Here is a 23,507-nt window from a genome sequence, read left to right on the forward strand (position 1 = left end):
AGTATGACACGGCGCCCTCGTTTCTTTTCTCATCTCGCCTTGGCCCTATGCTCCAGTGCTGTGCTGTATACAGCCCATGCCCAAGAAAGCCTGCCCCCTAGCCAATACTATGGGGTAACCGAATATATTGCTGGCGGCATAGGCAGTGATGAAGCACAACTGTTTCGCCTAGCCCGCAAAACCTTTCCTTTATCGGTCAGCTTTGCGCGCTTAATGCCCCAAGACAAAGCCGCCTATGTGTCCGACGCCCAGTTAGTCATCCGTGATCAACACGATCAAACCGTGCTCAATAGCGCTATAGACGGCCCTTTCTGCCTGATTCGTTTAGCCCCAGGCAACTACAAGGTTTTTGCTACGCTGGAAGGTATCACCCTGCACCAAGACGTCACCATCGCACCCGACCAAGCACGCGAAGTGAACTTTCAATGGCCCGCTACCACGACACCAAGCACACCTTAACACCTAGGTTAAGCCGCCATAATTACGCGCATACACCTCAGCGCCCATGGCGGCAATTTGCTCTTCAATCAACTGCTCAAAAGGCCGTAACAACGCCGCATACGACTGCTCGGGCTGTAGCTCAGCCAACACCTGCGCAATCGCCTCAATGCTCGCTAACGATTGCGCATCAGGCGCCTTACGCACCCGATAACGCGAAGCCTCAGCGACGTTCAGTTGCAAACGTGGCAACTCTTGCAAGCAGGGGTTGGCATACAGTATCTTGCGCGCTTTACGCCATGTACCATCGGGCACAATCAGTAAATCCGGCTCACGCTGCGCCGCACGCCACTGCTCCACCGTTTGCGCCTCGGGCCCTGGAAACAATAAAACAGGATGCCTAAACGCGGCTAAATAAGCGTTTAACTGGCTAAAACTTTCCCCCACCCACAACTGCGCCTGCTGCAACCCCAGCACCGCTAAGCGCGCCGTATTTAAAGCATGGCGACTTTCACTCGTGTGCTGCAACACCAATACCGGACAGCGATGCGGCAAATGGGGAATGAGCGGGCACAAGCAGCGCTCGGTAGGACGCTGGCATGCCTCACAACGGGGGCGTAAAGAAACGGCCACAATCACTCACAAGATTAAAAACCGTTATTGTAAGACTGATTCAAAAACTTGCTGTGCTACGCACAACTACTGTATATTTATACAGCACCTAATAAAGACAGCAAGCTATGAAGCAAAACGTATTGCACCCAGCCGTATGGCGCGCCCATCAACTGCCCAGCGTAGTAGGCACCACCTTATCCAGTGGTTTCTCACAACTAGACGCCGAACTCCCCGGCCGCGGCTGGCCGGTAGGTACTCTGATTGAACTCATCCCTCAGCATACCTGCGGTACAGCCGAGCTCTCACTATTACAGCCGTGCTTGCAAGCGTTAACGCCGGCCACCTTAATCGTTTTACTCACGCCACCGCACCCGCCCTGCCTGCAAGCATGGTATCACCACGGCTTAGCTCAACACCGCCTACTCTGGCTCAATAGCGACACCGCCGCCGATGCCTATTGGGCTGCCCTACAAGTATTACGTCATCATCAACATGCCTTCCTGTGTTACTGGCCCGCCCACCCCCTCAGCTATGCACAGCTTAGGCAGCTCCATGTTTTGGCACGGCAAACCCAAAATGTACTGTTTCTTATGCCCCCTGCCAGTGCAGGCCAGCGCCCTAGCCCCGCCCCCTTACGTGTAAGGTATCGCCCCCAGGTTCCTGCCCACCACCCAAATAGCTGGGGGCTAGCGGTACACCTACTCAAAGGCGCCGGGCTCCTTACTCAGCACGAACTGTATTTACCCTTATGGCAAGCCCCTCCTGCATCACACACAGCTAATCAACCCCGTGTCATCACTCCAACCCATGAGCCTTTACCTGTGCCTTTTGCTGCCGCCCCACTACAAAAACACTAAGCTTGCCATGCAGGCGCTCAGTGGGCGTATGCAGGCCTACACCCCCCAACTGTGTTACTTGCAGCCCCATGCCTTACTCCTTAGCCTACAAGCCAGCCTAGTGTTATTTGGGGGGCCACGACAGCTATGGCGTCGTATTCACGCCGATCTACTCACCCTTGATCTGGATGCGCCAGCCCCTTGGCAAACCGCTTTGGCGCCTACCGCTTGGGGGGCTTACCTATTGGCCAGCGCACAGCCAAGGCAAACCCGTTGCTTGCGTCTGAGCACCTTACAACAACGCCTCGACGCTTTACCGCTTAGCGTACTGGCGCTTTCACCCACACACAGCACCTGGCTGGCTGACTTAGCCTGCCACACCTTAGCCCAACTGCGACGACTACCTCGTGCAGGCTTAGCGCAGCGCGGTTTGCGTCAAGTACTCGACCAGCTTGATCAGGCTTATGGCCTACAAGCCAGTGTATTCGAATGGTTACGCCCCCGCCCTTATTTTAGACATCATCATGAGCTCGATTACAGCACGCGCCATAGCGCCCCCTTGCTACACGTCCTAGCGCAACAAGTACAACAACTGTCCACCTGGCTACACCAGCGCCAGCTTGCCTGCAATCAACTATTAATCCGCTTACGTCACGACCGTCGCCACCTTGCTCCCACTCAGCTTCTCATCCAGCTTAGTGGCTCAGCCTGTCACCCTAGCGACTTCCTGCCAGTAATCACCGAAAAACTCACCCACCTACCTATTTCCAACCCTGTTTATGCCATCACCCTTATCGTTCACGATACCCACGCGCGCAGTGCGCGCACGGCCAGCTTGCTACCCGACGACCCCCACACCTTACAAGCCCAAGAACAACACCTGCTTGATCAACTCGCGGCCCGCCTAGGTCCACACAACCTACGCTACCCCCACGCCCAAGCCAGTCATATCCCGGAACAAGTCAACCAATGGCAAAACTACTCTCACCAAATTTTACCGGCATTAAGCCATACTCCCCTACCCCTACAGCCCCTACGTCCTTATTGGCTTTTTACTCCTGCTCGTGAGCTTTCCACCATAGGACATAGCCCCGGCCTGAAAGGGCATGCCTTACAACTCATTCAAGGCCCCGAACGCCTACAGTCAGGCTGGTGGCAAGAGCCAGGGCACGAACAACGGGACTACTACATCGCCCAAGACCACCGCCATACCCGTTATTGGATCTACCGCTTAGTCAAACAAGCGGACCGCTGGTTTTTGCATGGAGTATTCGGATGAGCCACCTGCTGGATTACGCCGAACTAGACTGCATCTCTAATTTTAGTTTCTTGCAAGGCGCCTCTCATCCCGAAGAACTTTGTGCCCGTGCCGCCAAGCTTGGCTATCAAGCCTTAGCCCTATGCGATTACGCCTCAATGGCTGGTGTCGTGCGCGCCCATGTGGCCGCCCAAGAACACGGCATTCATCTTATTATCGGCACCCGATTTTACTGGCAAGAGCAAGCCCCCCAAGCAGACGAACTCCTGTGCCTAGCCACCACTCAGGCAGGCTACAGCAACTTATGCCAACTCATCACCGCACAACACCAAACGCCCCAAGCCTTCGTTTTACAGGCGCAAGCGTTAGCAGCCCAACATAAAGCCCTTAGCCCCTCACTCTTTCCCGACTGCCTGTTTATTTATAAACCCGCCTACGCCCGCAGCGCACAACACATACAAGCACAGTTAGCCACCCTCAACGCTTTTTTCCCAACGCGCCTCTATCTGGGGCTTTGCCTGCACAAACTCGATCAAGACTCCTACCACCGCCAACAAATACAGCTCGCCAGCGCCCACAGCACAATACCCGTCTTGCCCCTAGGCGGTGTACAAATGCACGTACGTTCGCGTCAGGTGCTACACGACATCCTTTGCGCCATCCGTCATAAACAAAGCGTACAACAATGCGTGGCCCACTTACGCCCTAATGCCGAGCATCACTTGCGTAGTCGCCTACAACTGGCCAATCTTTATCCTCCCGCCATGCGTTCGCTCAGCATCGCCCTCGCACAGCGCTGCCATTTCTCCTTAAACGAACTACAGTACCAGTATCCTCAAGAAGTGTGCCCGCCCCACATGAGCCACAGCCAATACCTACGCACAGAAGTGTGGCAAGGAGCACAAAAACGCTATCCCGAAGGCCTGCCACTTTCTATCGCCCAACGCCTAGACGAAGAGCTCGCGCTTATTGCCGAGCTACGCTACGAAGCCTACTTTCTTACCTTATATGATATCGTCAACTTTGCCCGCTCGCGCGATATCCTTTGCCAAGGGCGTGGCTCGGCCGCCAACTCCGCCGTCTGCTACTGCTTAGGCATCACCGAAGTTGACCCCGCCAGTAGCCGCACCTTATTTGCCCGCTTTATCAGCCGTGCCCGCAAAGAGCCGCCCGACATTGACGTCGATTTCGAACATCAACGCCGCGAAGAAGTCATTCAATACATTTATCAAAAATACGGTCGCCATCGCGCCGCGTTGGCAGCCGTCGTTATTCGCTATCGCCGTCGTAGCGCCTTGCGCGATGTCGGCAAAGCACTAGGCCTGCCCCCAGACCTCATCGATAGCATGGCAAAAAGCGAACATAGCTGGGTGCGTGATCGCGACCTGCTCACCCGCTTACAAGAAACGCCCCACTCGCTCAGCAAACGCCAAATGCTGCTATGGGCCAGCCTAACACCTCAACTGCGTGACTTTCCCAGGCATTTCTCCCAACACCCAGGGGGCTTTGTTATCGCCGACACCCCCTTGCACCATTTAGTGCCCATACAGCCTGCCACTATGCCCGAGCGCAGCATTGTGCAATGGGACAAAGACGACCTCGATGCCATGGGTTTACTCAAAGTCGATATCTTAGCGCTAGGCATGCTCAGCGCCCTGCAACGCTGCCTAAAACTCGTCAGTGCAAGCCTAGAACGCCCCTTACGCTTACAAGACATCGGCAACGCCGACGCCCCATGTTTTGCCATGATTCAAGCGGCCGACACCATAGGCGTATTCCAAATCGAATCACGCGCCCAAATGAGCATGCTGCCGCGCTTAAAACCCAAAGAATATTACGACTTAGTGGTACAAGTGGCCATTGTTCGGCCTGGCCCCATACAAGGGGGCATGGTGCACCCTTACCTACAACGACGTGAACACGGCTATCAAGCACAGTATCCCAACCCCGCCTTAGCCCACGTGCTAGACCGCACCCTAGGCGTACCCATCTTTCAAGAGCAAGCCATGGAGCTAGCCATGATTGCCGCCAGCTTCACCCCCGACGAAGCCGACCAACTACGCCGTTCAATGGCCGCCTGGCGACGACGCGGCGGCTTAGCACAAATGCGTCACCGGCTGATCGACGGCATGCTGGCCAATGGCTACCAACAAGACTTTGCCGAACGGCTTTTTGAACAGCTTAGTGGTTTTGGCGAATACGGCTTCCCCGAAAGCCATGCCGCCAGTTTTGCTCGCTTAGCGTGGTGCAGTGCATATTTAAAATGCCATTATCCCGCCGAGTTTCTAGCCGCCTTATTAAACTCACAACCCATGGGCTTTTACACCCCAGGTCAACTCATACACGATGCCCGTCAACATGGCGTCCAGGTATTACCTGTCGATGCCCTGCATAGCCACTGGGAAAGCCACATTCAAGCACCTAACACCGTGCGTCTAGGCTTAAATCGCATCAAAGGCCTAGCGCAAAGCAGCGCCGCACAACTGGTACAGTGGCGCACTCAAGCGCAACATCAACAACAAACCTTAACCTTAGCCAGCTTACGCCCCTACCTTGACCCCACCGCGCTCCAAGCCCTAGCCCAAGCACAAGCCTTACGCAGCCTTAGCCCTACGCGTCGCCAAGCACTATGGGATAGCCGCCTTAGCCACCCCAAAGGCCTACTACGCCACAGCCCCATACACGAAACCAACCCCGCCCACTTTGCCCCCGCCGGTGCTGCCGCCGATACCTTAAGCGACTACCGCAGTCTAGGTTTTAGCCTAGACCACCACCCTGTCGGCCTATTACGCGCTCAACTCCAAACACAAGGTTTTGTTTCAGCCCAAACCTTGCTCAACGACTACCCCGATCGTCGCTTAGCACGCGCCTGCGGCCTAGTCACCATGCGCCAGCGCCCACAAACCTCTAAAGGCACTATTTTTGTCACCCTCGAAGACGAAACCGGCCACCTTAACGTGATTGTCCGCGACACCATTGCCCAACGAGACTCAGCCGCCTTGCTCCAAGCCCGCTTACTCGCTGTGTATGGCACCTGGCAACGACATGGCCAAGTCTGCCACCTCATTGCTTTACGGCTTGTTGACCTCAGCCACTTGATCGAACAGCTACACACATCCAGTCGCGACTTCCATTAAATTGGCTCAACATTGACAGCTACGCTAAAATAGAACTTTAGTTAAAGCTCACAGGAACTGACATGAGTACCAGCCTGAAAACCCGTTTGTCCGAAGACACCAAAACTGCCATGCGCGCTCGCGACACGGCTCGCTTAGGCACCTTACGCCTACTACAAGCGGCCATCAAACAAGTGGAAGTCGACAAACGCATTGAGCTCAGCGATGACGACATCATCAGCATCATCGAAAAACAAGCCAAACAACGCCGTGAATCCATCCAGGCTTTTGAACAAGCTGGCCGCACTGAAAGCGCTGCCCAAGAAAAAGCTGAACTGGAAGTTCTGCAAACCTATCTGCCTGCCCAAGCTGATCAAGCTGAAATCAACGCTGTGCTCGACGCAGCCATTGCCCAAGCTCAAGCCCAAGGTGCGCAAGGCCCAGCCATCATGGGTAAAGCCATGGCTCAAATTAAAGCTCAACTTGCTGGCCGCGCCGACATGGCCGCCGTCTCCGCCTTACTGAAACAAAAAATAGCCTAAGTTCATGCTCACCGAGACCCTGACAGCCCCAGAACACACCCCCGTCAAGCACGATTATTTCGGTGTGCATATTCCCTTAATGCAAACTCTGGGGCTGCAGCCTCTTTCTTTTACGCCAGAACAAGTCGAAACCTACCTACCTTGGCAGCCAGGCAACGCCAATAGCCGTGGCGACGTACACGGCGGCACCTTAATGGCAGCCCTAGACTTCACCCTCAGCGCCGCCGCACGCGCACGCCTGCCAGAATCCGGCATGGCCACTATAGACATGAATACCCAGTTTTTATTACCGGCCCGTGCTGATGTATGGTTTCGCGCACGGTGTCTCTATCTAGAAGGCGACACCGCCTATTGCGAAGGGGCCGGTTACGATGACAAACAGCGCTTATTAGTCAAAGCAGCGGCCACTTTTAGAATCGTCCACGCCGAGAACCGCGTAGCACCCCCCGGTAAATAACACTACTCGTCAGCCACTTGGCAACTTAGGGGCGCCACCGCATCCAAAAAAGGGTAATCGGTATACCCCTTGGGCCCCATACTGTAAAAAGTGTTCGCATCCCAGGCATTTAACGCCGCTTTACGTTGAAAACGTAACGGCAAATCGGGGTTCGCTAAAAAAGCTTTGCCAAAAGACACGGCATCCGCCATCCCTTTTTGCAAGGCAGTTTCAGCCGTTGGCAAGTCAAAATGTTCATTTGCAATCAATACCCCTTTATAGCAACTGCGTATCATGGGGAGCAAACTATCAGAGGCAGGGCTTTCACGTAAAAATACAAACGCCAATTCGCGCTCGTTTAACGCCTTAGCCACATAGCCAAACAAGGCGTGTGGGTCCGAGTCATGCATATCATGCACCCCGCCACGTGGCGACAAGTGCACCCCAACCCGGCCAGGGCCCCAAATACTAATGCAGGCGTCCACCACCTCAAGCAAAAAGCGAGCCCGATTCTCAATCGAACCACCATATTGATCACAACGTCGATTAGAACCGTCGTGTAAAAACTGATCAATTAAGTAGCCATTGGCAGCGTGCACTTCCACCCCATCAAAACCTGCCGTCAATGCATTTTGCGCCGCTATGCCAAAATCTTTCACTATCTCGGCAATTTCCTCGGAATGCAAGGCACGCGGCACCGAATATGCCCGTTCAGGCGTTAGGTTACTGACCATGCCCTGGCAGGCAATCGCGCTAGGCGCAACCGGGATTTGCCCATTTAAGAACTCAGGGTCCGACACCCTACCCACATGCCATAACTGCAAAAATATTTTGCCCTGCCGCGCATGCACCGCCTCGGTAATATGGCGCCAACCTTCTACCTGGGCAGAGCTCCAGATACCCGGCGTGTGCACATAACCCACAGCCTGCGGCGAAATTGAGGTAGCCTCGGTTAAAATCAAACCTGCGGACGCTCGCTGGCAATAATACGTACGCATCAAATCATTCGGCACCCGCCCCTCAGAGGCACGCGAACGCGTCATGGGAGCCATGATGATACGATTATTTAAGGTGATATCACCTAACTGTAAGGGATCAAACAAAGTGAGCATGATGGTGCAATTTTTCATCAGCCAGAACTTCGGCACAGAAGGGATCGGGAATACCCGATAAGGGTTTTTACCAGATTTTATCGTAGCCTACCAAGGCTTATTTGTCTCGTATTAAATTTTAAGACTCAAAAGAACAGCTACTATGGCACAGTTTGCAATTATAGGCCTAGGTCGTTTTGGCTCCGCCGCCGCCTTAGAACTCATGAAAATGGGCCACTCCGTTTTAGGGGTAGACACCAACCCAAAACTCGTAGACAAATACGCCGATCAGTTGAGCCGTGCCGTCATTGCCGATGTCACCGACAAACTGGCCCTAGAAGAACTTGGCTTAGATAACTTTGACGTCGTACTTGTGGCGATCGGCGATGACATCGAAGCCTGCCTAGTCTGTGTGGTGCACCTTAAAAGTTTTGGGGTTCCTACCATTTGGGTCAAAGCCACCACTCATACCCAGCATCTTATTCTGGCTAAACTTGGCGTCAGCCGCATTATTCATCCCGAAGAAGAAATGGGCATACGCGTAGCGCAAATACTCAGCTACCCCATGGTTAACGACTACATCTCTTTAGGCAACGGTGACTTTGTCGTAGAAATTACCATTAGCCCTCACCTCGACGGGCAAACACTAGCCAGTGTACTCGATCCTCATACCGATAACGTCAACGTGTTGCTCATCAAACATCGCTCCTCTACCACGCTCAACCCCGACCCACAGCACATCCTGCAAGCAAAAGACCTACTCGTCTTGTTCGGTCAACTAAGTGCTTTGCGTAGCATTGCTCCTAAACTGGTTTAACCATGCGTTCTTGGGAACCTAAACAAGCGCTACGGCACGAGCACAGAAAACCACGTCGCCAACAACAACTGCAAGCTAGCCCACCTATCGTGCTAGCTATCGGCTTCCTGTTCCTCATTCTTCTGGGCTCTGCCGTACTCAGCTTACCACAAGCCAGCACTGCCCCGATTTCCTACTTCGAAGCCCTATTCATGGCGACCTCCGCGGTTACCGTTACCGGACTAACCATCGTCGACCCGGCCACCGGCCTCACTCATTTTGGTCAAATCGCCTTAGCCATTATGGTGCAAATAGGCGGCATAGGCTTTGTCACCTTCGCTGTCATTGCCGCCATCACTATGCGCAAACACATCAGCGTTAACCAGCAAGCCTTAGCGCTCGAGGCCTTTAACCAAACCAGTGTCGCCCGTATCCGCGACACTGCCAAGCAAGTCTTCAAAATTGCCGCGGCTATTGAACTGACGGCCGCCTTAGTGCTATTTATCCGCTGGTCGGGCGACATGCCTTGGCAAACCGCCTTATACCGCGCTTTATTTCACTCAGTCTCCGCCTTTAATAATGCGGGCTACACCCTATTTAATGACTCCCTCAGCCCTTGGGCCAGCGACATCACCGTCGTAGCTGTCATGTCCTCATTAATCATTCTGGGCGGCATAGGTTTTGGCGTGTTAGGCGATGTCTGGAAAAACAAAAACTGGCGCTCGCTCTTGCCCTACACACGGCTCATTATTTTGGCTACCCTGGTGCTCAACCTAATTGGCTTTGGTGCTTTCTTCATCATTGAATACCATAACCCTTACACCATCGGTAAGCTCAGCCTGTACGACCAGCTACTGGCAACCTGGATGCAAACTGCCGCCACCCGCACCGCAGGTTTCACCACTATGGACCTCCAATACATGCGTGACGGCACCTCATTGCTACTCATCGTGCTGATGTTAATAGGTGGTGGTTCGCTCAGTACCGCCAGCGGTATCAAAATTGGCACCCTCATGATTTTGCTCGCCGCAGCCAGCTCCTACATACGCCAACGCCAAGAAATTGTTCTGATGCAGCGCAGCGTCGCCCCCGAAACCGTACAAAAAGCCCTAGCCTTATTTCTAATAACCGGTGCCATGTACTTTTTAGGGGTATTTAGCATTACCTTGTTCGACGAAGATCTGCCATTGGTCAGCATTCTATTTGAAACTGCCTCGGCCCTTAGCACCACCGGCATGAGCCACGGCATCACCAATGAACTGTCCAAACCCAGCCAATCCATCATTATATTTTTAATGTTTATTGGCCGCCTGGGCCCTCTTACCCTCATCTACACCATCGCCAACCGTCAGCGCAGCCGTATTCGTTACCCCGAAGGGCAATTTCAGGTAGGGTAAACGCCAGTAGAACGCAATAATTTAAGTTGCTTAACAGTCAAGGCTGCAATAAGCGCTAACACAAAGTGGAATTAGCTGTTATGGTATAAAGATCAATACACTAAGGGCCTAAAGCAAGGTACCCATCTGTGCTTAAGCCCTCACCAGGAAAGCAGCAATGGATAAAAAGCGTTTAGCCGTATTCACCCAGCGCGCCAATTCTGGCATGAGTAACCTATGCCGCGAGCTAACCAGCCAAGGCATGAGCTACCATTCCTTAGCAGAAATGTATCAAAGCCAAATGGCCATGATTAACATGATGAGCGAAGAAGTCTTCGCCCTACGCAAAGAAATCGACGCACTCAAACGGGCACAGCGCCGCAAAGAAGCCTAAACCCTTTCCTGGCGCAACGCCGTATAGCCCTACAACGTAAACCTTACGCTCGTTCGGGCTCACTCACCGCCATAATCGTCTGCTGCATCACCGCACACAAACGCTCCTCTGTACCCTCACGTGCCCACACTTTAGCTTCGGTAATAATCAGCCTGCGCCCTGCCTTAATAACACTGCCGCGCGCAATTAACATCGTGCCCTTCGCCGGGGCCAAAAAATTCAGCTTATATTCCACCGACAACACCGAAGAGCCCTCCGGCGCCACCGTCATCGCGGCATAGCCACCGGCCGAGTCAGCAATCATCCCCACCACGCCGCCATGCACAAAGCCATGCTGCTGCCCCACCCCATCCCAGTGCGGTAAATGTATCTCTACTCTGCCCTGCTCAACCACCGGCATAGAAGCTTTAATTAACGACATCGCCCCTTGGCACGCAAAACTAGCTCGCACCGCTTCGGGTATGCTGGGATTCCAATAACTGGCTGACTGCTCTGACATGGCTGCTTCTCCTCGTAATAAATAGCCTTCCACACTCTAGGCAAAAAAGGCCGCGCTCACCAGCAGGTTAACCCTGCCCAACTCAGGCACAATTAACGGCTTAAATGAGGCAGCAAATGCAAACCCGTGCGGTTCACAAACTCTTGATAAGAGATCGGCGCGCCCACCTTGGTGTCAGGACTATTCTCATGCCAATGTACCCACGACTTACCCGTGTTCGGGTCATACACCAACTTGTACAGATACTTAGGGATGGCCACCTTCCCTGCCCCGATGGTTTGCACCGGGCTTTCATACACCGGCCCCGTATACACATACACATCGCCTTGGGCCCGCTGCACGTACTTACGCGTATCCCCCTCAATCTTGCTCCAGGCCCCCGCATTATGACGTTGATTCTGCGGCACCATATTAGCCAACGAAAAGCTTTGCGCCATGCCTTCGGCCGAATACATATCACCGGCAGGCGCCATATGCCCGCGTGAATAGCCCGACCCACGATAATCGGCCAGCTCCGCACGCTCGGCTTGAGGCAAACGCGCTTCCGCATAAAACTTATCGCTACGCTTGAACTGCGAGCTTTGGCTCAGCTTGCTGCGGCTCAACCGTTCCACCACAAATACCGGCGTCTTATACTGCCCACTGTGCAACAGGGCAAAATCGGTAAAACACAACTCACGCAATATAGGTGCCTCGGGCACCACGGGCGCACTACGCTGGGGGAAAAAGTCGGCACAAGACGCAAACGACGTTTGTACAAACACCCCATCAGGGCTTTGCACCGTCGATAAATTACCCGATAACGACGGCAAAGAAGGCAAAGCAGGCCAACGCCAATCGGGCAGCACATCCTCAAGACTAAACTGACCGACGCTCAACTGCTCGATCTGTAACTGCTCGCGCCAATTGGGATTCAGTGCACAACTTGCCGCCACAAACGCCAGCACCGCCGAGGCACTAATCTGGCGCAACAAACGTCGCAGGGGACGAGGAGGAGAAGAACGGGTAGAACGACGATTTCTAGGTGCTGCTTTTTTTCTAACTGACATGAGAGAGGCTAAAGATAGGATAAAAACGTCCATGACGTTCCCTGTCATTATAAGCACCCCATCCAGCCCCCCATCAAAAAGCCCCCCGGCTTACTCTACTTACTGTTAAACCTGCCCTTGCTTATCCATCCCACGTAAAAAATCCAAGCCATTTTTAATCGCTTATTCCCCCCTTTCCCCTTCCCCTCCAGAACGTCAAAAATGTCATTTAATGAACATGCCTTTTAGGGCAAATACACCCTGTTTTTCAAATATTTCTTGTTTGTGACCCAAAATCCCCAATATGAGCCCAAAAAAGCCAAAAAAAACTGTTTTTTAAGGGTTTTTTGTGCCTGTTTCCCCGACCCCCATCCATGTTCCTGACATGCGAATTTGAGATTATTTATACAGTCCTAATCTCTTCTTACTGGGGTGCTTTATGCAAGGTTTAGCTCACGCTTCCACCACCTATCGTAGCCGTCGTCAACACGGCTTCTCCTTAATTGAAATTATGGTGGTATTGGTCATCATGGGGGTACTCGCCGCCCTGATTGTCCCTAACCTAATGGATAGACCAGATCAGGCGCGTGCCACCGCAGCACGCAACGACGTTGGCGCAATCATGCAAGCCTTAAAGCTTTATCGCCTAGATAATGGTCAGTACCCCAGTGGCAGCCAAGGCCTACGCGCCCTGGTCGAAAAACCCACCACCAACCCCATACCCAATAACTGGCGCTCTTACTTAGATCGCCTGCCCAACGACCCCTGGGGCAAGCCCTACCACTACCTGAACCCAGGCACCAACGGTGAAATCGATGTCTTTTCACTCGGCGCCGACGGCGAACCCGGTGGCGAAGGCAGCAATGCTGACATAGGCTCTTGGCAGCTATAAGCCGTGCACCCATCACAGTCGCCCGCTCCAGGCATGGCAGTCATTAGCGTACTGCTCATTGTGGCGCTGATTGCCGGCCTGGCCACCGCCCTCATGACACGCCAAAACACCGTCCTGCACAGTGTTCAAAATGAACAATACCGCCTGCGCAACTACTGGTTACTGCGCGGCGAAATTAACCATGTGCAAGCAAGGCTACGTCACATCTCGCACCGCCAGCCCGTAGTGCGCCTGGGTGGCGACTGGTCCTCGTCCGGCCAATCACGTCCCATCACCCTAGACAACGGCATACCGGCACGCCTTTATACCCTTATCACCGATGAGCAGTCCAAATACAACCTCACTAACCTCGTCGAGCGCGGCCAAATTCAGCCCAAAGAAGTCAGCGCCTTTTTACGCCTGTGCGCCTTACTAGGCGTCCCCCCCGCGCAAGCGGAACTCATTAGCCAGCGCGTCATCAGCAGCCTCATCGACGATCAAGCGCCTGACACCGCCCCACCCCATAAACAAACCGGCACGCACTCCGTCGTCTCTAGCCCGTCACACCCCGTGCAAGCCAAAGCACCACACCACCGCGCTCCCCGCTTACGGGTTTTGCACGACTTAACCGCCGTGCCTGGCGTACAAGCCGCCACACTGGCACGCTTGCAGCCCTACGTCACTGTTTTGCCCGAACGCACCTGGATCAACGCCAATACCGCCTCGCCTGTGGTGATTGCTGCCTGGGTGCCCGGGCTTAGCCTAGAGCAAGCCAAAGCCCTGCTAAAAAGCCGCGATCAAGGCACGTGGTTTATCAATCATGGCGACATTATCCAGCGCCTGAACATGCCCCAATTGCCCTCCCACGAAGTTCTGCTTGGCATCACCAGCAGTTGGTTTCATGTGCAAGCCCTAGTGCAGAGCGCCCAAGGCATCAGCCAAATTCAGGCACTGATCCATCACGATATCCGTCAACAACGCACCCAGCTTATGTGGCTCCGAGAGGGAGTATGAAAAAGCAAAAAGTTGATATCCTGCGCATACTGCTCCCATCGGTGCAGCACGCCCAACGGCCCTACTTGGCGCTCTACTACCACGCACAGCGCTGGCATCCGGTGCCCGGCGACAGCAGTTGGGAATCGCTGGCGCAGCACTACGCGCCTAAGCGCCTACAACTAGGCCTGCACCCCCAAGACTTCGCCATCACCCAGCTCACCCTGCCGCCCTTGCCCGCTGCGAAGCTCACGGCCGCCGTGCGCGAACAAGTCGCCCTGCTCAGCCTCCAAGATACCCAAACACTCAGTATCACCCATAGCCCCCCTGTCGGGCCCCACGTCACCCTTAGCTGGACGCCGCTCAGCACGCTCCAACACTGGGCCCAACTGCTGGCTCAGTATCGGTTCAAATCCTTGCTCTTTTATCCAGTCTGCGCCTTTTTACCCGATGACATGACCCAAACCCCCATGGGTGATATAGACACTTGGTCAGTGCTGCGCCCCCAAGAACATAATGGCGTTATCGTGCCACCGCTCCCCAGCGCCACCCAGGCAGAAATCCGCGCACACATCGAAACCCACTATCCACAACTTACCCCCTTCCAGTGGTTGCCCCGCCGCCAATACGATACGTGGACTGGAAAAGCATGGTCATGGCATTTCCCCCTGCATAAAGCCCAACACAAAGCCTATACCTACTACCCTGCCTTATTACTGTGGGGCACCATCATTAGCGCCATTTGGTTAAGCAGCGTACACCTCTATGCCCAGCAACTGAGCCAGTCAGGGCAAACACTGAAACGCCAAATGAGCCAAGCCGTACAAGCGGCTTACCCACAGCTAAGCGTCGTGCTCAACCCCCTGCAACAAGTACGGCAAATGCAAGCTGCCGCACCTTCCGCGCTCACGCCTCCTCCCGCCAACTACCCGCAACTCATACAAAGCGTGGCGCCCTTGCTCGATCCCTTGCAGGCGCAAATACAAAGCCTGCACTATAAAAATGGCACCTTACGCCTACGTTTACGGCCTGCCGCTGGGTTAAAGCAAAGCTATCTACAAACACTGCAACAGCAAGCACAAGAACAAGGCCTGCAACTGCACGACGACAACACCGAACTGACCATACGCGCAGCCCCCTCCCTACCCGCTAGCGAGGGCCAGCCATGAAACCCTATCGTCTGCCTGCGTCGTGGGTAAACGCCCTACAGCGGCTTCGCACCCCGGTGCGCCGAACCTACACCCGCGCCACAACCGCGTGGCGTAGCCTTAGCTCGCGCGAACAAACCCAATTGCAAGGCTTACTCCTTATCGTGCTAATGGCCAGTGCCTACCTGTTCGTGCTCGCACCAGCGTTAAAAAACATACGTTACTGGCAGGCAGAACTGCCCCGCCTGCAATCGCAAGCGCAAGAGCTACAACGCTTACTCAAACAAGCCCCTGGCGCCCCCCTTGCCAACAGTAGCCCGCCCGCCGCCATCACTGAATCGCTACAGCTACACCCTGGGCTTCCCCCTTACCAAATCAGCTATACCTCGCCCTTACTCACTCTGGAATTTACCCCTACCCCCAACCCCGACCCCTTGCTCGCTTGGCTCAATCAGGCGCCCAGCAGCCTTGGCTGGCACACCCAAGAAGTTCTCCTGCAACGCAGCGACGATGAGGGTACGCCTACCGTACGTGTCACCTTAACCCTTAAGGAAACCATTGGGAAATGAAGCGTCTACGTCCACTCCTCTCTCCTTGCCGCCGCAGCCCTATGGGCTTGCTAGTGGTCGCCCTCCTAAGCAGTTGTGCCGCCCCTTCCGACACCGACCCTTTATTTCGCTCTCAGCGTTACCTGCCTAGCTCCCCCGAAGCGCCACCGGGGGCCACCACGGCCCCCGTCGCGGCCCCGGCCACCCCACAAAAAGTCATCCGCCCCGCCACCCCGCCCGCCCCCACGCGCCACAGTCGTAGCGCCCCCACGGCCAACGCTCAAGAAACCGTCGAACTCAATTTCCAGAATCAAGACATTGAGGCCGTGGTGCGGGCCGTGTCCCGCTACCAGCAACGCCAATTTCTTATCGACCCGCGCGTCAGCGGCCAAATCACTCTGGTCTCCGATGGCCCCGTCAGCCCTGACACCGCCAGCCAACTGCTTAACAGCGCCTTACGCATGCAAGGCTTTGCCATTGTCGACGTAGGCGACGTCAGCCGCGTCGTACCCGTGGCCGACGCCAAGCTGCACGGCGGCGGTGTAGACCAAGCCCAACCCGGCGCCGGCATCACCACCCGTACCTTCCGCCTCGCCTATGAAAGTGCCGAGTCCTTACTGGCCGTGCTCAAACCCATGATCGCCACCGAGAACAGCATCGCGGCCTACCCCGCCAACAACACTCTGGTCATCACCGACTACGCCGACAACCTCGATCGCTTAGCCCGCATCATTGAAAGCATCGACACCCCCACCTCCCTCGATACCGAAGTGGTCAAAGTCTACAATGGCGTGGCGGTCGACATTGCCTCATTAGCCAACGAGCTACTACAACAAAGCAGCGGCCGCGAAGCCCAGCGCGACATACTCCTTACCGCAGACCCGCGCTCCAACAACGTGCTCATACGCTCTAGCAGCCCCGCCCGCACTAAACTGGCGCGCGAACTGGTCATCAAACTCGATAACGCCCAAGACGACCCCGCCAACCTACACGTGGTCTACCTACGCAATGCGCAAGCCAGCTATTTGGCCCAAGTGCTACGCGGTTTACTTACGGGCGACAGCGGCGAAGTGGCCCTAGGCAGCGGCGACGCCGCCCGCGCCACCCTAGGGGCAGGCGGCTTAAGCGCGGGCAGCGGCACCCCTACTGGCAGCGCCACTCCCCCCGGTAGCAATAAAAGCTCAGGCAGCCTAAGCCAAAACCAGGGCAGCCCCCGCTTTCAGGGCCAAAACAACGACTCTGGCGCCAACTCTTTCTCTGCCAACGGCGTCACCGTACAGGCCGACTCCAGCACCAACACCCTAATTATCGCGGCTCCCGAGCCCATTTACCGCAGCCTGCGGCGGGTTATTGACCTGCTCGATCAACGCCGCGCCCAAGTCTTGGTTGAAAGCCTGATCGTTGAAGTTGTCGAAGAAAATGCCGCCGAACTGGGCATTCAATGGATGCGCCAAGGGGGCAACTTTATTGGCGGCACGAATTTCAACGGGGCCGGCTTTAACACCAAAGCAAGCAACAGCATCGACTTACTCCCCGAAGGGCTCAACCTAGGCGTAATCAAAGGCACCCTCAACGTGCCCGGCATAGGCGCCATCATGAATCTGGAACTGCTGGCTCGCGCCCTACAATCCACCGGCGGCGTCAACATATTGTCCACCCCCAATATTCTTACCCTCGACAATGAAAGCGCCTCTATCATGGTCGGCAAAACCGTCCCCTTTGTCAGTGGCCAGTACATTACCTCCGGCAGTGGCGGCTCAGACAACCCCTTCCAAACCGTAGAACGCGAAGACATCGGCTTACGCCTGCAAATTCGCCCACAAATTTCCGAAGGCGGCACGGTCAAACTAGACATCTACCAAGAAGTCAGCAGCATCGACGAGAAAAACTCAAGCTTAGCCGGCATCGTTACCAACAAACGCGCTCTGGACACCAGCGTACTTCTTGACGATGGCCAAATCATGGTGCTTGGCGGCCTGCTTGAAGACAGCGTACAAAGCCTCAACGAATCGGTACCCTTGTTAGGCGACATCCCTATTTTAGGCAACCTCTTTCGCTATGAACGACGCAAACGCCTAAAAACCAACTTAATGGTGTTCCTGCGCCCCTTTGTCATTCGCGACGCCCAAGCCAGCCGCGGCATCACCCAAGACCGCTATAACTTCATGCGTGCCGCACAAAGCCAGGCCCAGCCAGGCAACCACCCATTACTGCCCGACATGGACGCTCCCATACTACCGCCCCGCTTGCCCGCATCCACGCAACGTCCCAAGCACGACCTGCGCGATGCCCAGTGGGCCCAAACCCAAACCCAACCTGGCCCCGACACCACCCATCAAACCAGCCTCCACGAAGTGCCCGCCGCGCAGGCCGAACCCCAGCCCACATATCGCTCTAACCTGCCTAGCAACGTCGCCTTAGCCAGTGACAGCACCAACCTATACGCCGCCGCCCAACAAGAAAAACACATCGTGCAATTTGCCGATGTAAGCGACGAAAGCCAGGCACGCCGCATAGTTCAACGCGTTCGTATCAGTGGTTTACCGGCCTACATCGTCAGCGCGCCCGGCGGCATCGGCTACGCCCTGCGGGTCGACTTACCCCGTGACGCAACCGCCCTCGATAACAGCATAGGCGTCCTGCAAGAATTAGGATATCGCCCCGAACTACTCATACAACCCGGAATCTAGCCCATGCCTAACGCCACCCCCCTACCCCACGCCTGGGCCCGCAGCCACCGCATCATGATAGACCCAGCCCGGCCCGAACAACTGCTCCACAGCCCCGCCGCCCCCTCGTGGGCGCTGATTGAAGCCTTACAGCTCACTGGCCTGCAACGCTGGCAGCTAACAAGTGACAGCCAGCTAGAAAGTACCCTGAACCAACACTATGCCGAGGCCGGCAGCGCGGCCGATGTCGTGGGTGAGGCCGAATCCGACCTAGACCTAGAACGCTTACTGCAAGACATCCCCGCCGTCACCGACCTGCTCGACACCCAAGACGGCGCCCCCGTCATACGCATGATCAACGCCTTACTGGCCCAAGCCGCCCGCGACGGCGCCAGCGATGTGCACTTCGAAGCCTTTGAAACCCATTCTGTCGTGCGCTTCCGTACCGACGGCACCCTGCATGACATCGTCGCCCCCCGCAAAGCCTTGCACGCCGCGCTCATCTCGCGTATCAAAATCATGTCCCAACTGGACATCGCCGAAAAACGCATCCCCCAAGATGGCCGTATCACCCTCAAAGTGGCGGGCCGCCCCATCGATGTACGCGTCTCCACCGTCCCCACCATGCACGGCGAACGTGCCGTCCTGCGCTTACTCGAAAAAGACGCTGGCCGCTTGCAACTGGACAAACTAGGCCTGGCCCCACACACCTTGCACCAACTTAGCCAACTCATCCGCCAGCCCCACGGCATCGTGTTAGTCACCGGGCCCACCGGTAGCGGCAAAACCACCACCCTGTATGCCGCCTTGGGCCAGCTCGATAAAAGCGTCAGTAACATTCTTAGCGTCGAAGACCCGGTCGAATACGACATTCCCGGCATTAACCAAATTCCCGTGCACGCCAAAATCGGCATGAGCTTTGCCGCCGCCCTCCGAGCCGCCCTACGTCAAGACCCTGACAACATCATGATTGGCGAGATTCGCGACCTAGAAACCGCACAAATCGCCGTGCAGTCTTCCCTCACCGGCCACGGAGTGCTAGCCTCGCTGCACACCAACGATGCCGTGTCCGCCATCACCCGCCTAACCGATATGGGCGTAGAACCCTTCCTACTCTCGTCCTCCTTACTGGGCGTCATGGCTCAACGCCTCATACGCTGCCTGTGCCCCCACTGCAAAACCCCCGTCACCACGCCCGACCAAGGCCAGCAATGGCAAGCCAAAGGTTGCGCACACTGTAATCAATCCGGCTATAAAGGCCGCACAGGCATACACGAGCTTCTCATCATTAACGATGACATTCGCCATCTTATTCATGCCGGTGCCAGCGAACAAGACATCCGCGCCGCCGCCCGCCGCCAAGGCATGCGTAGCATGCGAGAAGACGCCCAGCGCTGGGTAGAAGCCGGCATCAGCACCCACGAAGAAGTCCTGCGCGTGACGCGCGACGAGAACTAAACGCCACCATGCCCCGTTATCAATACCAAGCCGCCCAAGCCGATGGCACCCTGCTTAACGGCACCGTCACCGCCAACTCCCTGCAAGCGGCCCGACTCCAATTACACGAGCGCGGCTTAAGCCCATTGGCCCTGCAACGTATGAACGACCAGCCCAGTTCAAGCTGGCTCAACTCAGGCATCAGCGCCAACGACCTCTGTTGGCTCACCCGCGAACTGGCCAGCTTACTCAGTGCCCGCCTGCCCCTAGAGGCCGCCTTAAGCGCCAGCCTAGAACAAACCCAGAAAAAAAACATGACGCAGGCCATTAACGCCGTGCGCGAAGACGTGCGTAGCGGCATGCGCCTGGCCGACGCCATGGCCCAGCGGCCACGCGACTTTCCCGATATTTATCGCGCCCTGATTAGCGCTGGCGAAGATGCCGGCGACTTAGCCCGCGTCATGGAACGCCTAGCCGACTACCTGGAAAACCGCGACAACTTAAAAAACCAACTCATCACGGCCTTTATTTACCCCGTAGTGGTCGCGGTAGTCGCCCTAGCCATTGTTATTTTTCTACTCAGCTACGTCGTCCCGCAGGTCATTAGCGCCTTTACCCAAACCCGCCAAGAGCTACCCGCCATCACCCAATTCATGATTTACTGCAGCGATTTTATTCGCGATTGGGGCTGGCTCTGCGCTGTGGCCATCGTGGTCTTCGTCGTGCTGGCACGCCTTGCGTTAAAAAACCCTGCCCGGCGCTTGCGCTGGCACAGCCTTTGTTTAACCCTGCCGCTAGTAGGCAACTACCTGCTAGGGCTAAACACCGCCCGCTTTGCCTCCACCCTGGCCATACTGATGGATGCAGGCGTGCCCTTGCTGCGCGCCTTAGCAGCTGCCCACGACACCCTAGGAAATTTACGCTTAAAAAACAGCTTGCAACAAGCCTCGGCCCGCACCCGTGAAGGCGCACCCTTAGCCTTGGCCCTACGCGAACAGAAAATCTTTCCGCCTAATTTAATTCACCTAGTGGCCAGTGGTGAACACACCGGCACCTTGGCCGCCATGCTAGATCGCGCCGCCCAAAACCTATCGCGCGACCTTGAACGTCGCGCCACTAGGCTAAGCGCCTTACTGGAACCCTTGATGATTTTAGCCATGGGGGGCGTGGTGATGCTTATTGTGCTAGCAGTGCTAATGCCCATTATGGAAATTAACCAAATGGTGCAATAAGGCCCACCACATTGCCCCCTACTTGCTTTGCTCCTCAAGCGGGTCAGCTTCCACCGAAGGCTGCTCGCACGCGCGCAGATAATCTTTGGGAATAGCCGTGACTGACTCCAGGCTAAAAAACTCCCCTAATCCCGATGCTTTATCTTCGGGTTTGGGGTCCTCGTTTGACGCTTGCTTCTCTAAAGGGTTTGTCATTGCCTACTCTCCTAAGCCTTAACGATATTGAGCACTAACAGGGTAGCCCCGCCAGTTTACGGCAGTATGTCTGCCGCGGTAATAGCGTTAAAAATTATCCAACAAATAAAACCCGTAGCAATACCAAACGCAGCGCCGCTGCAACCTTACCTTCATACCCAGTAAAATATTTTATTTTTTATTTAACTATAAAGTTAAGCTTTATCGGATGAAAGTTTTCCTCTAAGTTAACGCCTCTATTTCGCCCCTGAACACCCTATATACTGTATGCGAAAAATCTAATTCCCACTCAAAGATATTACTTGAAGCTTTAAAAAATTAACGCAATACTATAATTATCAAATTAAATAAATAGGCTTAATACCTATAACAATCTAAGTAGTAATCTGATACAAAGTAGTTAAACCCCCTGTCTTATTTTTAAAACAGTAAAACTGCTGTAACACCATTTTGTTAAAAAGGTTGTTTTCGGCCTGCGCTGATACGCTATTTAGGGGTGGCAGCACCCCGCCATACGCTATTCCCCGCGCCCTATAACACTAGCCGTTACCTCAGAAGTATTAATTTAGCCATACCCTATATAGGGTACACCCCTCGTGGCACCGTCTACCTACTATAAAAAGTAATAAAATATGGAGCACCTGATGCCTGAAGCTACCACCCTTTCACGCATAGCCATGAACTTTGCGCACATCATGGCACTTTCTATAGCAAAACCACTCACACTAGAAAACGCACGCTCTATCGCCATGCCCTTGCTCAGCCCTTTGGCACTACAAGCAGACTTGCAACAGGCCACCCAAGCCCTGGTGCGCGACAGCGATATATGCGTCCACCCACACCCTACCGATCACATCATCCGTTATTTATATCAGGCCGATAAACACCTGCAAGACTACGACCACTACCCCCACCACCCGCCCCTTGATCTACTCAAGCTGGCCGATACCACCCTAAACAAAGCCTACGCCGCCTTAAAACAAGAAGTCGAAAAAGCAAACGGCTTTGCGTACCAATATATATTCTTAATCATTAAATACCTGCACTTGCGCCTGGCCGCCTCGGTGCAAATGAAACCTCGCGCGCTCATCAACTCAGTCACCCTCGCCCAGCACATCACCACCTTAAAATCCATGCTTCGCCAAGCCAACGCCGAAGTGCAGCATCATGAAACCGCCTGTGCCGTAAACGATAAAATCCTACCCGCAGCCAGCAACGCCATCACGGCCTCGCTACACTCGCCTCGCTTGCCACTACAAATCATGTATCGCGGCTGGGTCTACCGTGGCCCTGGCAACAACCGTCTGGTAGCACACATTCAAAGCCTAGACGCCAATAAAGTACAAGCAGAAATCCGGCAGCACACCCAGCGGGTCAACCAATTGCTAGACTACACCTTCATCCAGCCCATAGCGCATATCAGCTACACCCTTGAAACCCTGCTTATTAACCCATCGTTAATGGCCGCCTAGCCTGTACTACACAATAGCTTGCAAACCCTTATCGGCCAGCAAATTCAACAGCTTTAACGCTGGCCCCGTAGGGCGGGTTTCACCTTGCTCCCACTTACGCACCGTGACCGCACTCGTATGTAAATAGTGTGCAAACATCGCTTGGCTACAATGTAACGACTCCCGCAACGCCGTCACATCGGCGGCACTAAAGCCCTTTAAGGTAGGCGGGCAATGCGCCTCGAACTCATCCACCAATACCTTGCTGTTAGCCTCGGTCAACCCACCGTCGTATAAAGATTCCGTTGCCTTACTCATCACCAGACACTCCTAGTTGTATGCCGCACACGCCGCCATAAAGGTTTACGTCCACGCATGGCTAAGCCTAATAAGAAACACCTGCTGCGTGCGCACAAGCAACCGCAACCACGGCCCGCACATCACCATACTAATTTAGGTTTTTTACGGATTGATGTACCCGCACACAATTAACCTACCCAATAGCACGCTTACATTGCCCTAAAGCGTCATAGATACA

Annotated in this window: 23 protein-coding genes; 17 read left to right on the top strand and 6 right to left on the bottom strand. The window is 54.9% G+C overall.

Annotation, left to right across the window (positions count from 1 at the left end; all coding sequences use genetic code 11):
* The first annotated feature begins 3 nt into the window (after positions 1-3).
* On the top strand, positions 4-459 hold the full coding sequence (locus tag OSH01_RS11485) for a carboxypeptidase-like regulatory domain-containing protein (RefSeq protein WP_266124252.1): 456 nt from the start codon (positions 4-6) through the stop codon (positions 457-459).
* Positions 460-462: 3 nt separating this feature from the next.
* Here the strand turns inward: OSH01_RS11485 and OSH01_RS11490 are convergent, their stop codons facing one another.
* Positions 463-1,071 carry a tRNA-uridine aminocarboxypropyltransferase gene (locus OSH01_RS11490; protein WP_266124253.1) on the bottom strand — a complete coding sequence of 203 codons (609 nt, stop codon included), beginning with the start codon at positions 1,069-1,071 and terminating at the stop codon, positions 463-465.
* A 107-nt stretch (positions 1,072-1,178) separates the two neighbouring features.
* Between OSH01_RS11490 and imuA the strand changes: the two genes are divergently transcribed.
* From imuA to OSH01_RS11515, 5 genes are all read left to right on the top strand, one after another.
* Positions 1,179-1,910: a translesion DNA synthesis-associated protein ImuA gene (imuA, locus tag OSH01_RS11495; protein WP_266124254.1), complete on the top strand. Its 732-nt coding sequence runs from the start codon at positions 1,179-1,181 to the stop codon at positions 1,908-1,910.
* Between the two features lie 7 nt (positions 1,911-1,917).
* Positions 1,918-3,168 carry a DNA polymerase Y subunit UmuC family protein gene (locus tag OSH01_RS11500; protein ID WP_266124255.1) on the top strand — a complete coding sequence of 417 codons (1,251 nt, stop codon included), beginning with the start codon at positions 1,918-1,920 and terminating at the stop codon, positions 3,166-3,168.
* Positions 3,165-6,284 carry an error-prone DNA polymerase gene (locus OSH01_RS11505; protein ID WP_266124256.1) on the top strand — a complete coding sequence of 1,040 codons (3,120 nt, stop codon included), beginning with the start codon at positions 3,165-3,167 and terminating at the stop codon, positions 6,282-6,284. The genes OSH01_RS11500 and OSH01_RS11505 overlap by 4 nt, the downstream gene beginning before the upstream one ends.
* 62 nt (positions 6,285-6,346) lie before the next feature.
* On the top strand, positions 6,347-6,805 hold the full coding sequence (locus tag OSH01_RS11510; RefSeq protein WP_266124257.1) for a GatB/YqeY domain-containing protein: 459 nt from the start codon (positions 6,347-6,349) through the stop codon (positions 6,803-6,805).
* A gap of 4 nt (positions 6,806-6,809) precedes the next feature.
* Entirely contained in the window at positions 6,810-7,262 is a 453-nt protein-coding gene (locus tag OSH01_RS11515) for a PaaI family thioesterase (protein ID WP_266124258.1), read from the top strand.
* 2 nt (positions 7,263-7,264) lie between these two features.
* Here the strand turns inward: OSH01_RS11515 and OSH01_RS11520 are convergent, their stop codons facing one another.
* Positions 7,265-8,353, bottom strand: coding sequence for an alkene reductase (locus OSH01_RS11520; RefSeq protein ID WP_266124401.1), 1,089 nt, complete (start codon positions 8,351-8,353; stop codon positions 7,265-7,267).
* A gap of 142 nt (positions 8,354-8,495) precedes the next feature.
* Between OSH01_RS11520 and OSH01_RS11525 the strand changes: the two genes are divergently transcribed.
* From OSH01_RS11525 to OSH01_RS11535, 3 genes are all read left to right on the top strand, one after another.
* Entirely contained in the window at positions 8,496-9,149 is a 654-nt protein-coding gene (locus OSH01_RS11525; protein ID WP_266124259.1) for a potassium channel family protein, read from the top strand.
* 2 nt (positions 9,150-9,151) lie between these two features.
* On the top strand, positions 9,152-10,525 hold the full coding sequence (locus OSH01_RS11530) for a TrkH family potassium uptake protein (RefSeq protein WP_266124260.1): 1,374 nt from the start codon (positions 9,152-9,154) through the stop codon (positions 10,523-10,525).
* A gap of 157 nt (positions 10,526-10,682) precedes the next feature.
* Complete coding sequence (locus OSH01_RS11535; protein ID WP_266124261.1) at positions 10,683-10,898, top strand: hypothetical protein; 216 nt, start codon at positions 10,683-10,685, stop codon at positions 10,896-10,898.
* Between the two features lie 43 nt (positions 10,899-10,941).
* Here the strand turns inward: OSH01_RS11535 and OSH01_RS11540 are convergent, their stop codons facing one another.
* Both OSH01_RS11540 and OSH01_RS11545 read right to left on the bottom strand, forming a co-directional pair.
* Positions 10,942-11,397, bottom strand: a complete 456-nt coding sequence (locus tag OSH01_RS11540) for a PaaI family thioesterase (protein WP_266124262.1) — start codon at positions 11,395-11,397, stop codon at positions 10,942-10,944.
* A gap of 92 nt (positions 11,398-11,489) precedes the next feature.
* The gene (locus tag OSH01_RS11545; RefSeq protein ID WP_266124263.1) at positions 11,490-12,479 is read right to left on the bottom strand and encodes a DNA/RNA non-specific endonuclease; all 990 of its coding nucleotides are present in this window, start codon (positions 12,477-12,479) and stop codon (positions 11,490-11,492) included.
* Positions 12,480-12,864: 385 nt separating this feature from the next.
* Between OSH01_RS11545 and gspG the strand changes: the two genes are divergently transcribed.
* From gspG to gspF, 7 genes are read left to right on the top strand one after another with little or no spacing between them, the layout of a single operon-like run.
* On the top strand, positions 12,865-13,317 hold the full coding sequence (gene gspG, locus OSH01_RS11550; RefSeq protein ID WP_266124264.1) for a type II secretion system major pseudopilin GspG: 453 nt from the start codon (positions 12,865-12,867) through the stop codon (positions 13,315-13,317).
* Between the two features lie 3 nt (positions 13,318-13,320).
* The gene (gene gspK, locus OSH01_RS11555) at positions 13,321-14,310 is read left to right on the top strand and encodes a type II secretion system minor pseudopilin GspK (RefSeq protein WP_266124265.1); all 990 of its coding nucleotides are present in this window, start codon (positions 13,321-13,323) and stop codon (positions 14,308-14,310) included.
* Positions 14,307-15,458, top strand: coding sequence for a type II secretion system protein GspL (gene gspL / locus OSH01_RS11560; protein ID WP_266124266.1), 1,152 nt, complete (start codon positions 14,307-14,309; stop codon positions 15,456-15,458). Before gspK ends, gspL begins: the two co-directional genes overlap by 4 nt.
* On the top strand, positions 15,455-16,006 hold the full coding sequence (gene gspM, locus OSH01_RS11565; RefSeq protein ID WP_266124267.1) for a type II secretion system protein GspM: 552 nt from the start codon (positions 15,455-15,457) through the stop codon (positions 16,004-16,006). The genes gspL and gspM overlap by 4 nt, the downstream gene beginning before the upstream one ends.
* On the top strand, positions 16,003-18,675 hold the full coding sequence (gene gspD, locus OSH01_RS11570; protein WP_266124268.1) for a type II secretion system secretin GspD: 2,673 nt from the start codon (positions 16,003-16,005) through the stop codon (positions 18,673-18,675). The genes gspM and gspD overlap by 4 nt, the downstream gene beginning before the upstream one ends.
* 3 nt (positions 18,676-18,678) lie before the next feature.
* On the top strand, positions 18,679-20,112 hold the full coding sequence (gspE, locus tag OSH01_RS11575; RefSeq protein ID WP_266124269.1) for a type II secretion system ATPase GspE: 1,434 nt from the start codon (positions 18,679-18,681) through the stop codon (positions 20,110-20,112).
* 8 nt (positions 20,113-20,120) lie between these two features.
* Positions 20,121-21,323 (top strand): type II secretion system inner membrane protein GspF, encoded by a 1,203-nt coding sequence (gspF, locus tag OSH01_RS11580; protein ID WP_266124270.1) that lies wholly within the window; start codon positions 20,121-20,123, stop codon positions 21,321-21,323.
* An 18-nt stretch (positions 21,324-21,341) separates the two neighbouring features.
* Here gspF and OSH01_RS11585 read toward each other — a convergent pair whose 3' ends face one another.
* A complete protein-coding gene (locus OSH01_RS11585) occupies positions 21,342-21,518 on the bottom strand; it encodes a hypothetical protein (protein WP_266124271.1) in 177 nt (58 codons plus the stop codon).
* Positions 21,519-22,162: 644 nt separating this feature from the next.
* On the opposite strand from OSH01_RS11585, the gene OSH01_RS11590 reads away from it, so the two are divergent.
* Complete coding sequence (locus OSH01_RS11590; RefSeq protein ID WP_266124272.1) at positions 22,163-22,990, top strand: hypothetical protein; 828 nt, start codon at positions 22,163-22,165, stop codon at positions 22,988-22,990.
* A gap of 6 nt (positions 22,991-22,996) precedes the next feature.
* On the opposite strand, the gene OSH01_RS11595 is transcribed toward OSH01_RS11590, so the two are convergent.
* Positions 22,997-23,287, bottom strand: a complete 291-nt coding sequence (locus OSH01_RS11595) for a helix-turn-helix domain-containing protein (RefSeq protein WP_266124273.1) — start codon at positions 23,285-23,287, stop codon at positions 22,997-22,999.
* Positions 23,288-23,507: the final 220 nt, after the last annotated feature.

The sequence above is a fragment of the Alcaligenes endophyticus genome (assembly GCF_026344035.1).
In the GTDB taxonomy this organism is placed as follows: domain Bacteria; phylum Pseudomonadota; class Gammaproteobacteria; order Burkholderiales; family Burkholderiaceae_B; genus Alcaligenes; species Alcaligenes endophyticus.

What these genes read in the sequence shown, in the direction of transcription:
- OSH01_RS11485 (WP_266124252.1), top strand. Translation starts at nt 4, where the DNA reads ATGACACGGCGCCCTCGTTTCTTTTCTCATCTCGCCTTGGCCCTATGC.
- imuA (WP_266124254.1), top strand. Translation starts at nt 1,179, where the DNA reads ATGAAGCAAAACGTATTGCACCCAGCCGTATGGCGCGCCCATCAACTG.
- OSH01_RS11500 (WP_266124255.1), top strand. Translation starts at nt 1,918, where the DNA reads ATGCAGGCGCTCAGTGGGCGTATGCAGGCCTACACCCCCCAACTGTGT.
- OSH01_RS11505 (WP_266124256.1), top strand. Translation starts at nt 3,165, where the DNA reads ATGAGCCACCTGCTGGATTACGCCGAACTAGACTGCATCTCTAATTTT.
- OSH01_RS11510 (WP_266124257.1), top strand. Translation starts at nt 6,347, where the DNA reads ATGAGTACCAGCCTGAAAACCCGTTTGTCCGAAGACACCAAAACTGCC.
- OSH01_RS11515 (WP_266124258.1), top strand. Translation starts at nt 6,810, where the DNA reads ATGCTCACCGAGACCCTGACAGCCCCAGAACACACCCCCGTCAAGCAC.
- OSH01_RS11520 (WP_266124401.1), bottom strand. Translation starts at nt 8,353, where the DNA reads ATGCTCACTTTGTTTGATCCCTTACAGTTAGGTGATATCACCTTAAAT.
- OSH01_RS11525 (WP_266124259.1), top strand. Translation starts at nt 8,496, where the DNA reads ATGGCACAGTTTGCAATTATAGGCCTAGGTCGTTTTGGCTCCGCCGCC.
- OSH01_RS11530 (WP_266124260.1), top strand. Translation starts at nt 9,152, where the DNA reads ATGCGTTCTTGGGAACCTAAACAAGCGCTACGGCACGAGCACAGAAAA.
- OSH01_RS11535 (WP_266124261.1), top strand. Translation starts at nt 10,683, where the DNA reads ATGGATAAAAAGCGTTTAGCCGTATTCACCCAGCGCGCCAATTCTGGC.
- OSH01_RS11540 (WP_266124262.1), bottom strand. Translation starts at nt 11,397, where the DNA reads ATGTCAGAGCAGTCAGCCAGTTATTGGAATCCCAGCATACCCGAAGCG.
- OSH01_RS11545 (WP_266124263.1), bottom strand. Translation starts at nt 12,479, where the DNA reads ATGGACGTTTTTATCCTATCTTTAGCCTCTCTCATGTCAGTTAGAAAA.
- gspG (WP_266124264.1), top strand. Translation starts at nt 12,865, where the DNA reads ATGCAAGGTTTAGCTCACGCTTCCACCACCTATCGTAGCCGTCGTCAA.
- gspL (WP_266124266.1), top strand. Translation starts at nt 14,307, where the DNA reads ATGAAAAAGCAAAAAGTTGATATCCTGCGCATACTGCTCCCATCGGTG.
- gspM (WP_266124267.1), top strand. Translation starts at nt 15,455, where the DNA reads ATGAAACCCTATCGTCTGCCTGCGTCGTGGGTAAACGCCCTACAGCGG.
- gspD (WP_266124268.1), top strand. Translation starts at nt 16,003, where the DNA reads ATGAAGCGTCTACGTCCACTCCTCTCTCCTTGCCGCCGCAGCCCTATG.
- gspE (WP_266124269.1), top strand. Translation starts at nt 18,679, where the DNA reads ATGCCTAACGCCACCCCCCTACCCCACGCCTGGGCCCGCAGCCACCGC.
- gspF (WP_266124270.1), top strand. Translation starts at nt 20,121, where the DNA reads ATGCCCCGTTATCAATACCAAGCCGCCCAAGCCGATGGCACCCTGCTT.
- OSH01_RS11585 (WP_266124271.1), bottom strand. Translation starts at nt 21,518, where the DNA reads ATGACAAACCCTTTAGAGAAGCAAGCGTCAAACGAGGACCCCAAACCC.
- OSH01_RS11590 (WP_266124272.1), top strand. Translation starts at nt 22,163, where the DNA reads ATGCCTGAAGCTACCACCCTTTCACGCATAGCCATGAACTTTGCGCAC.
- OSH01_RS11595 (WP_266124273.1), bottom strand. Translation starts at nt 23,287, where the DNA reads ATGAGTAAGGCAACGGAATCTTTATACGACGGTGGGTTGACCGAGGCT.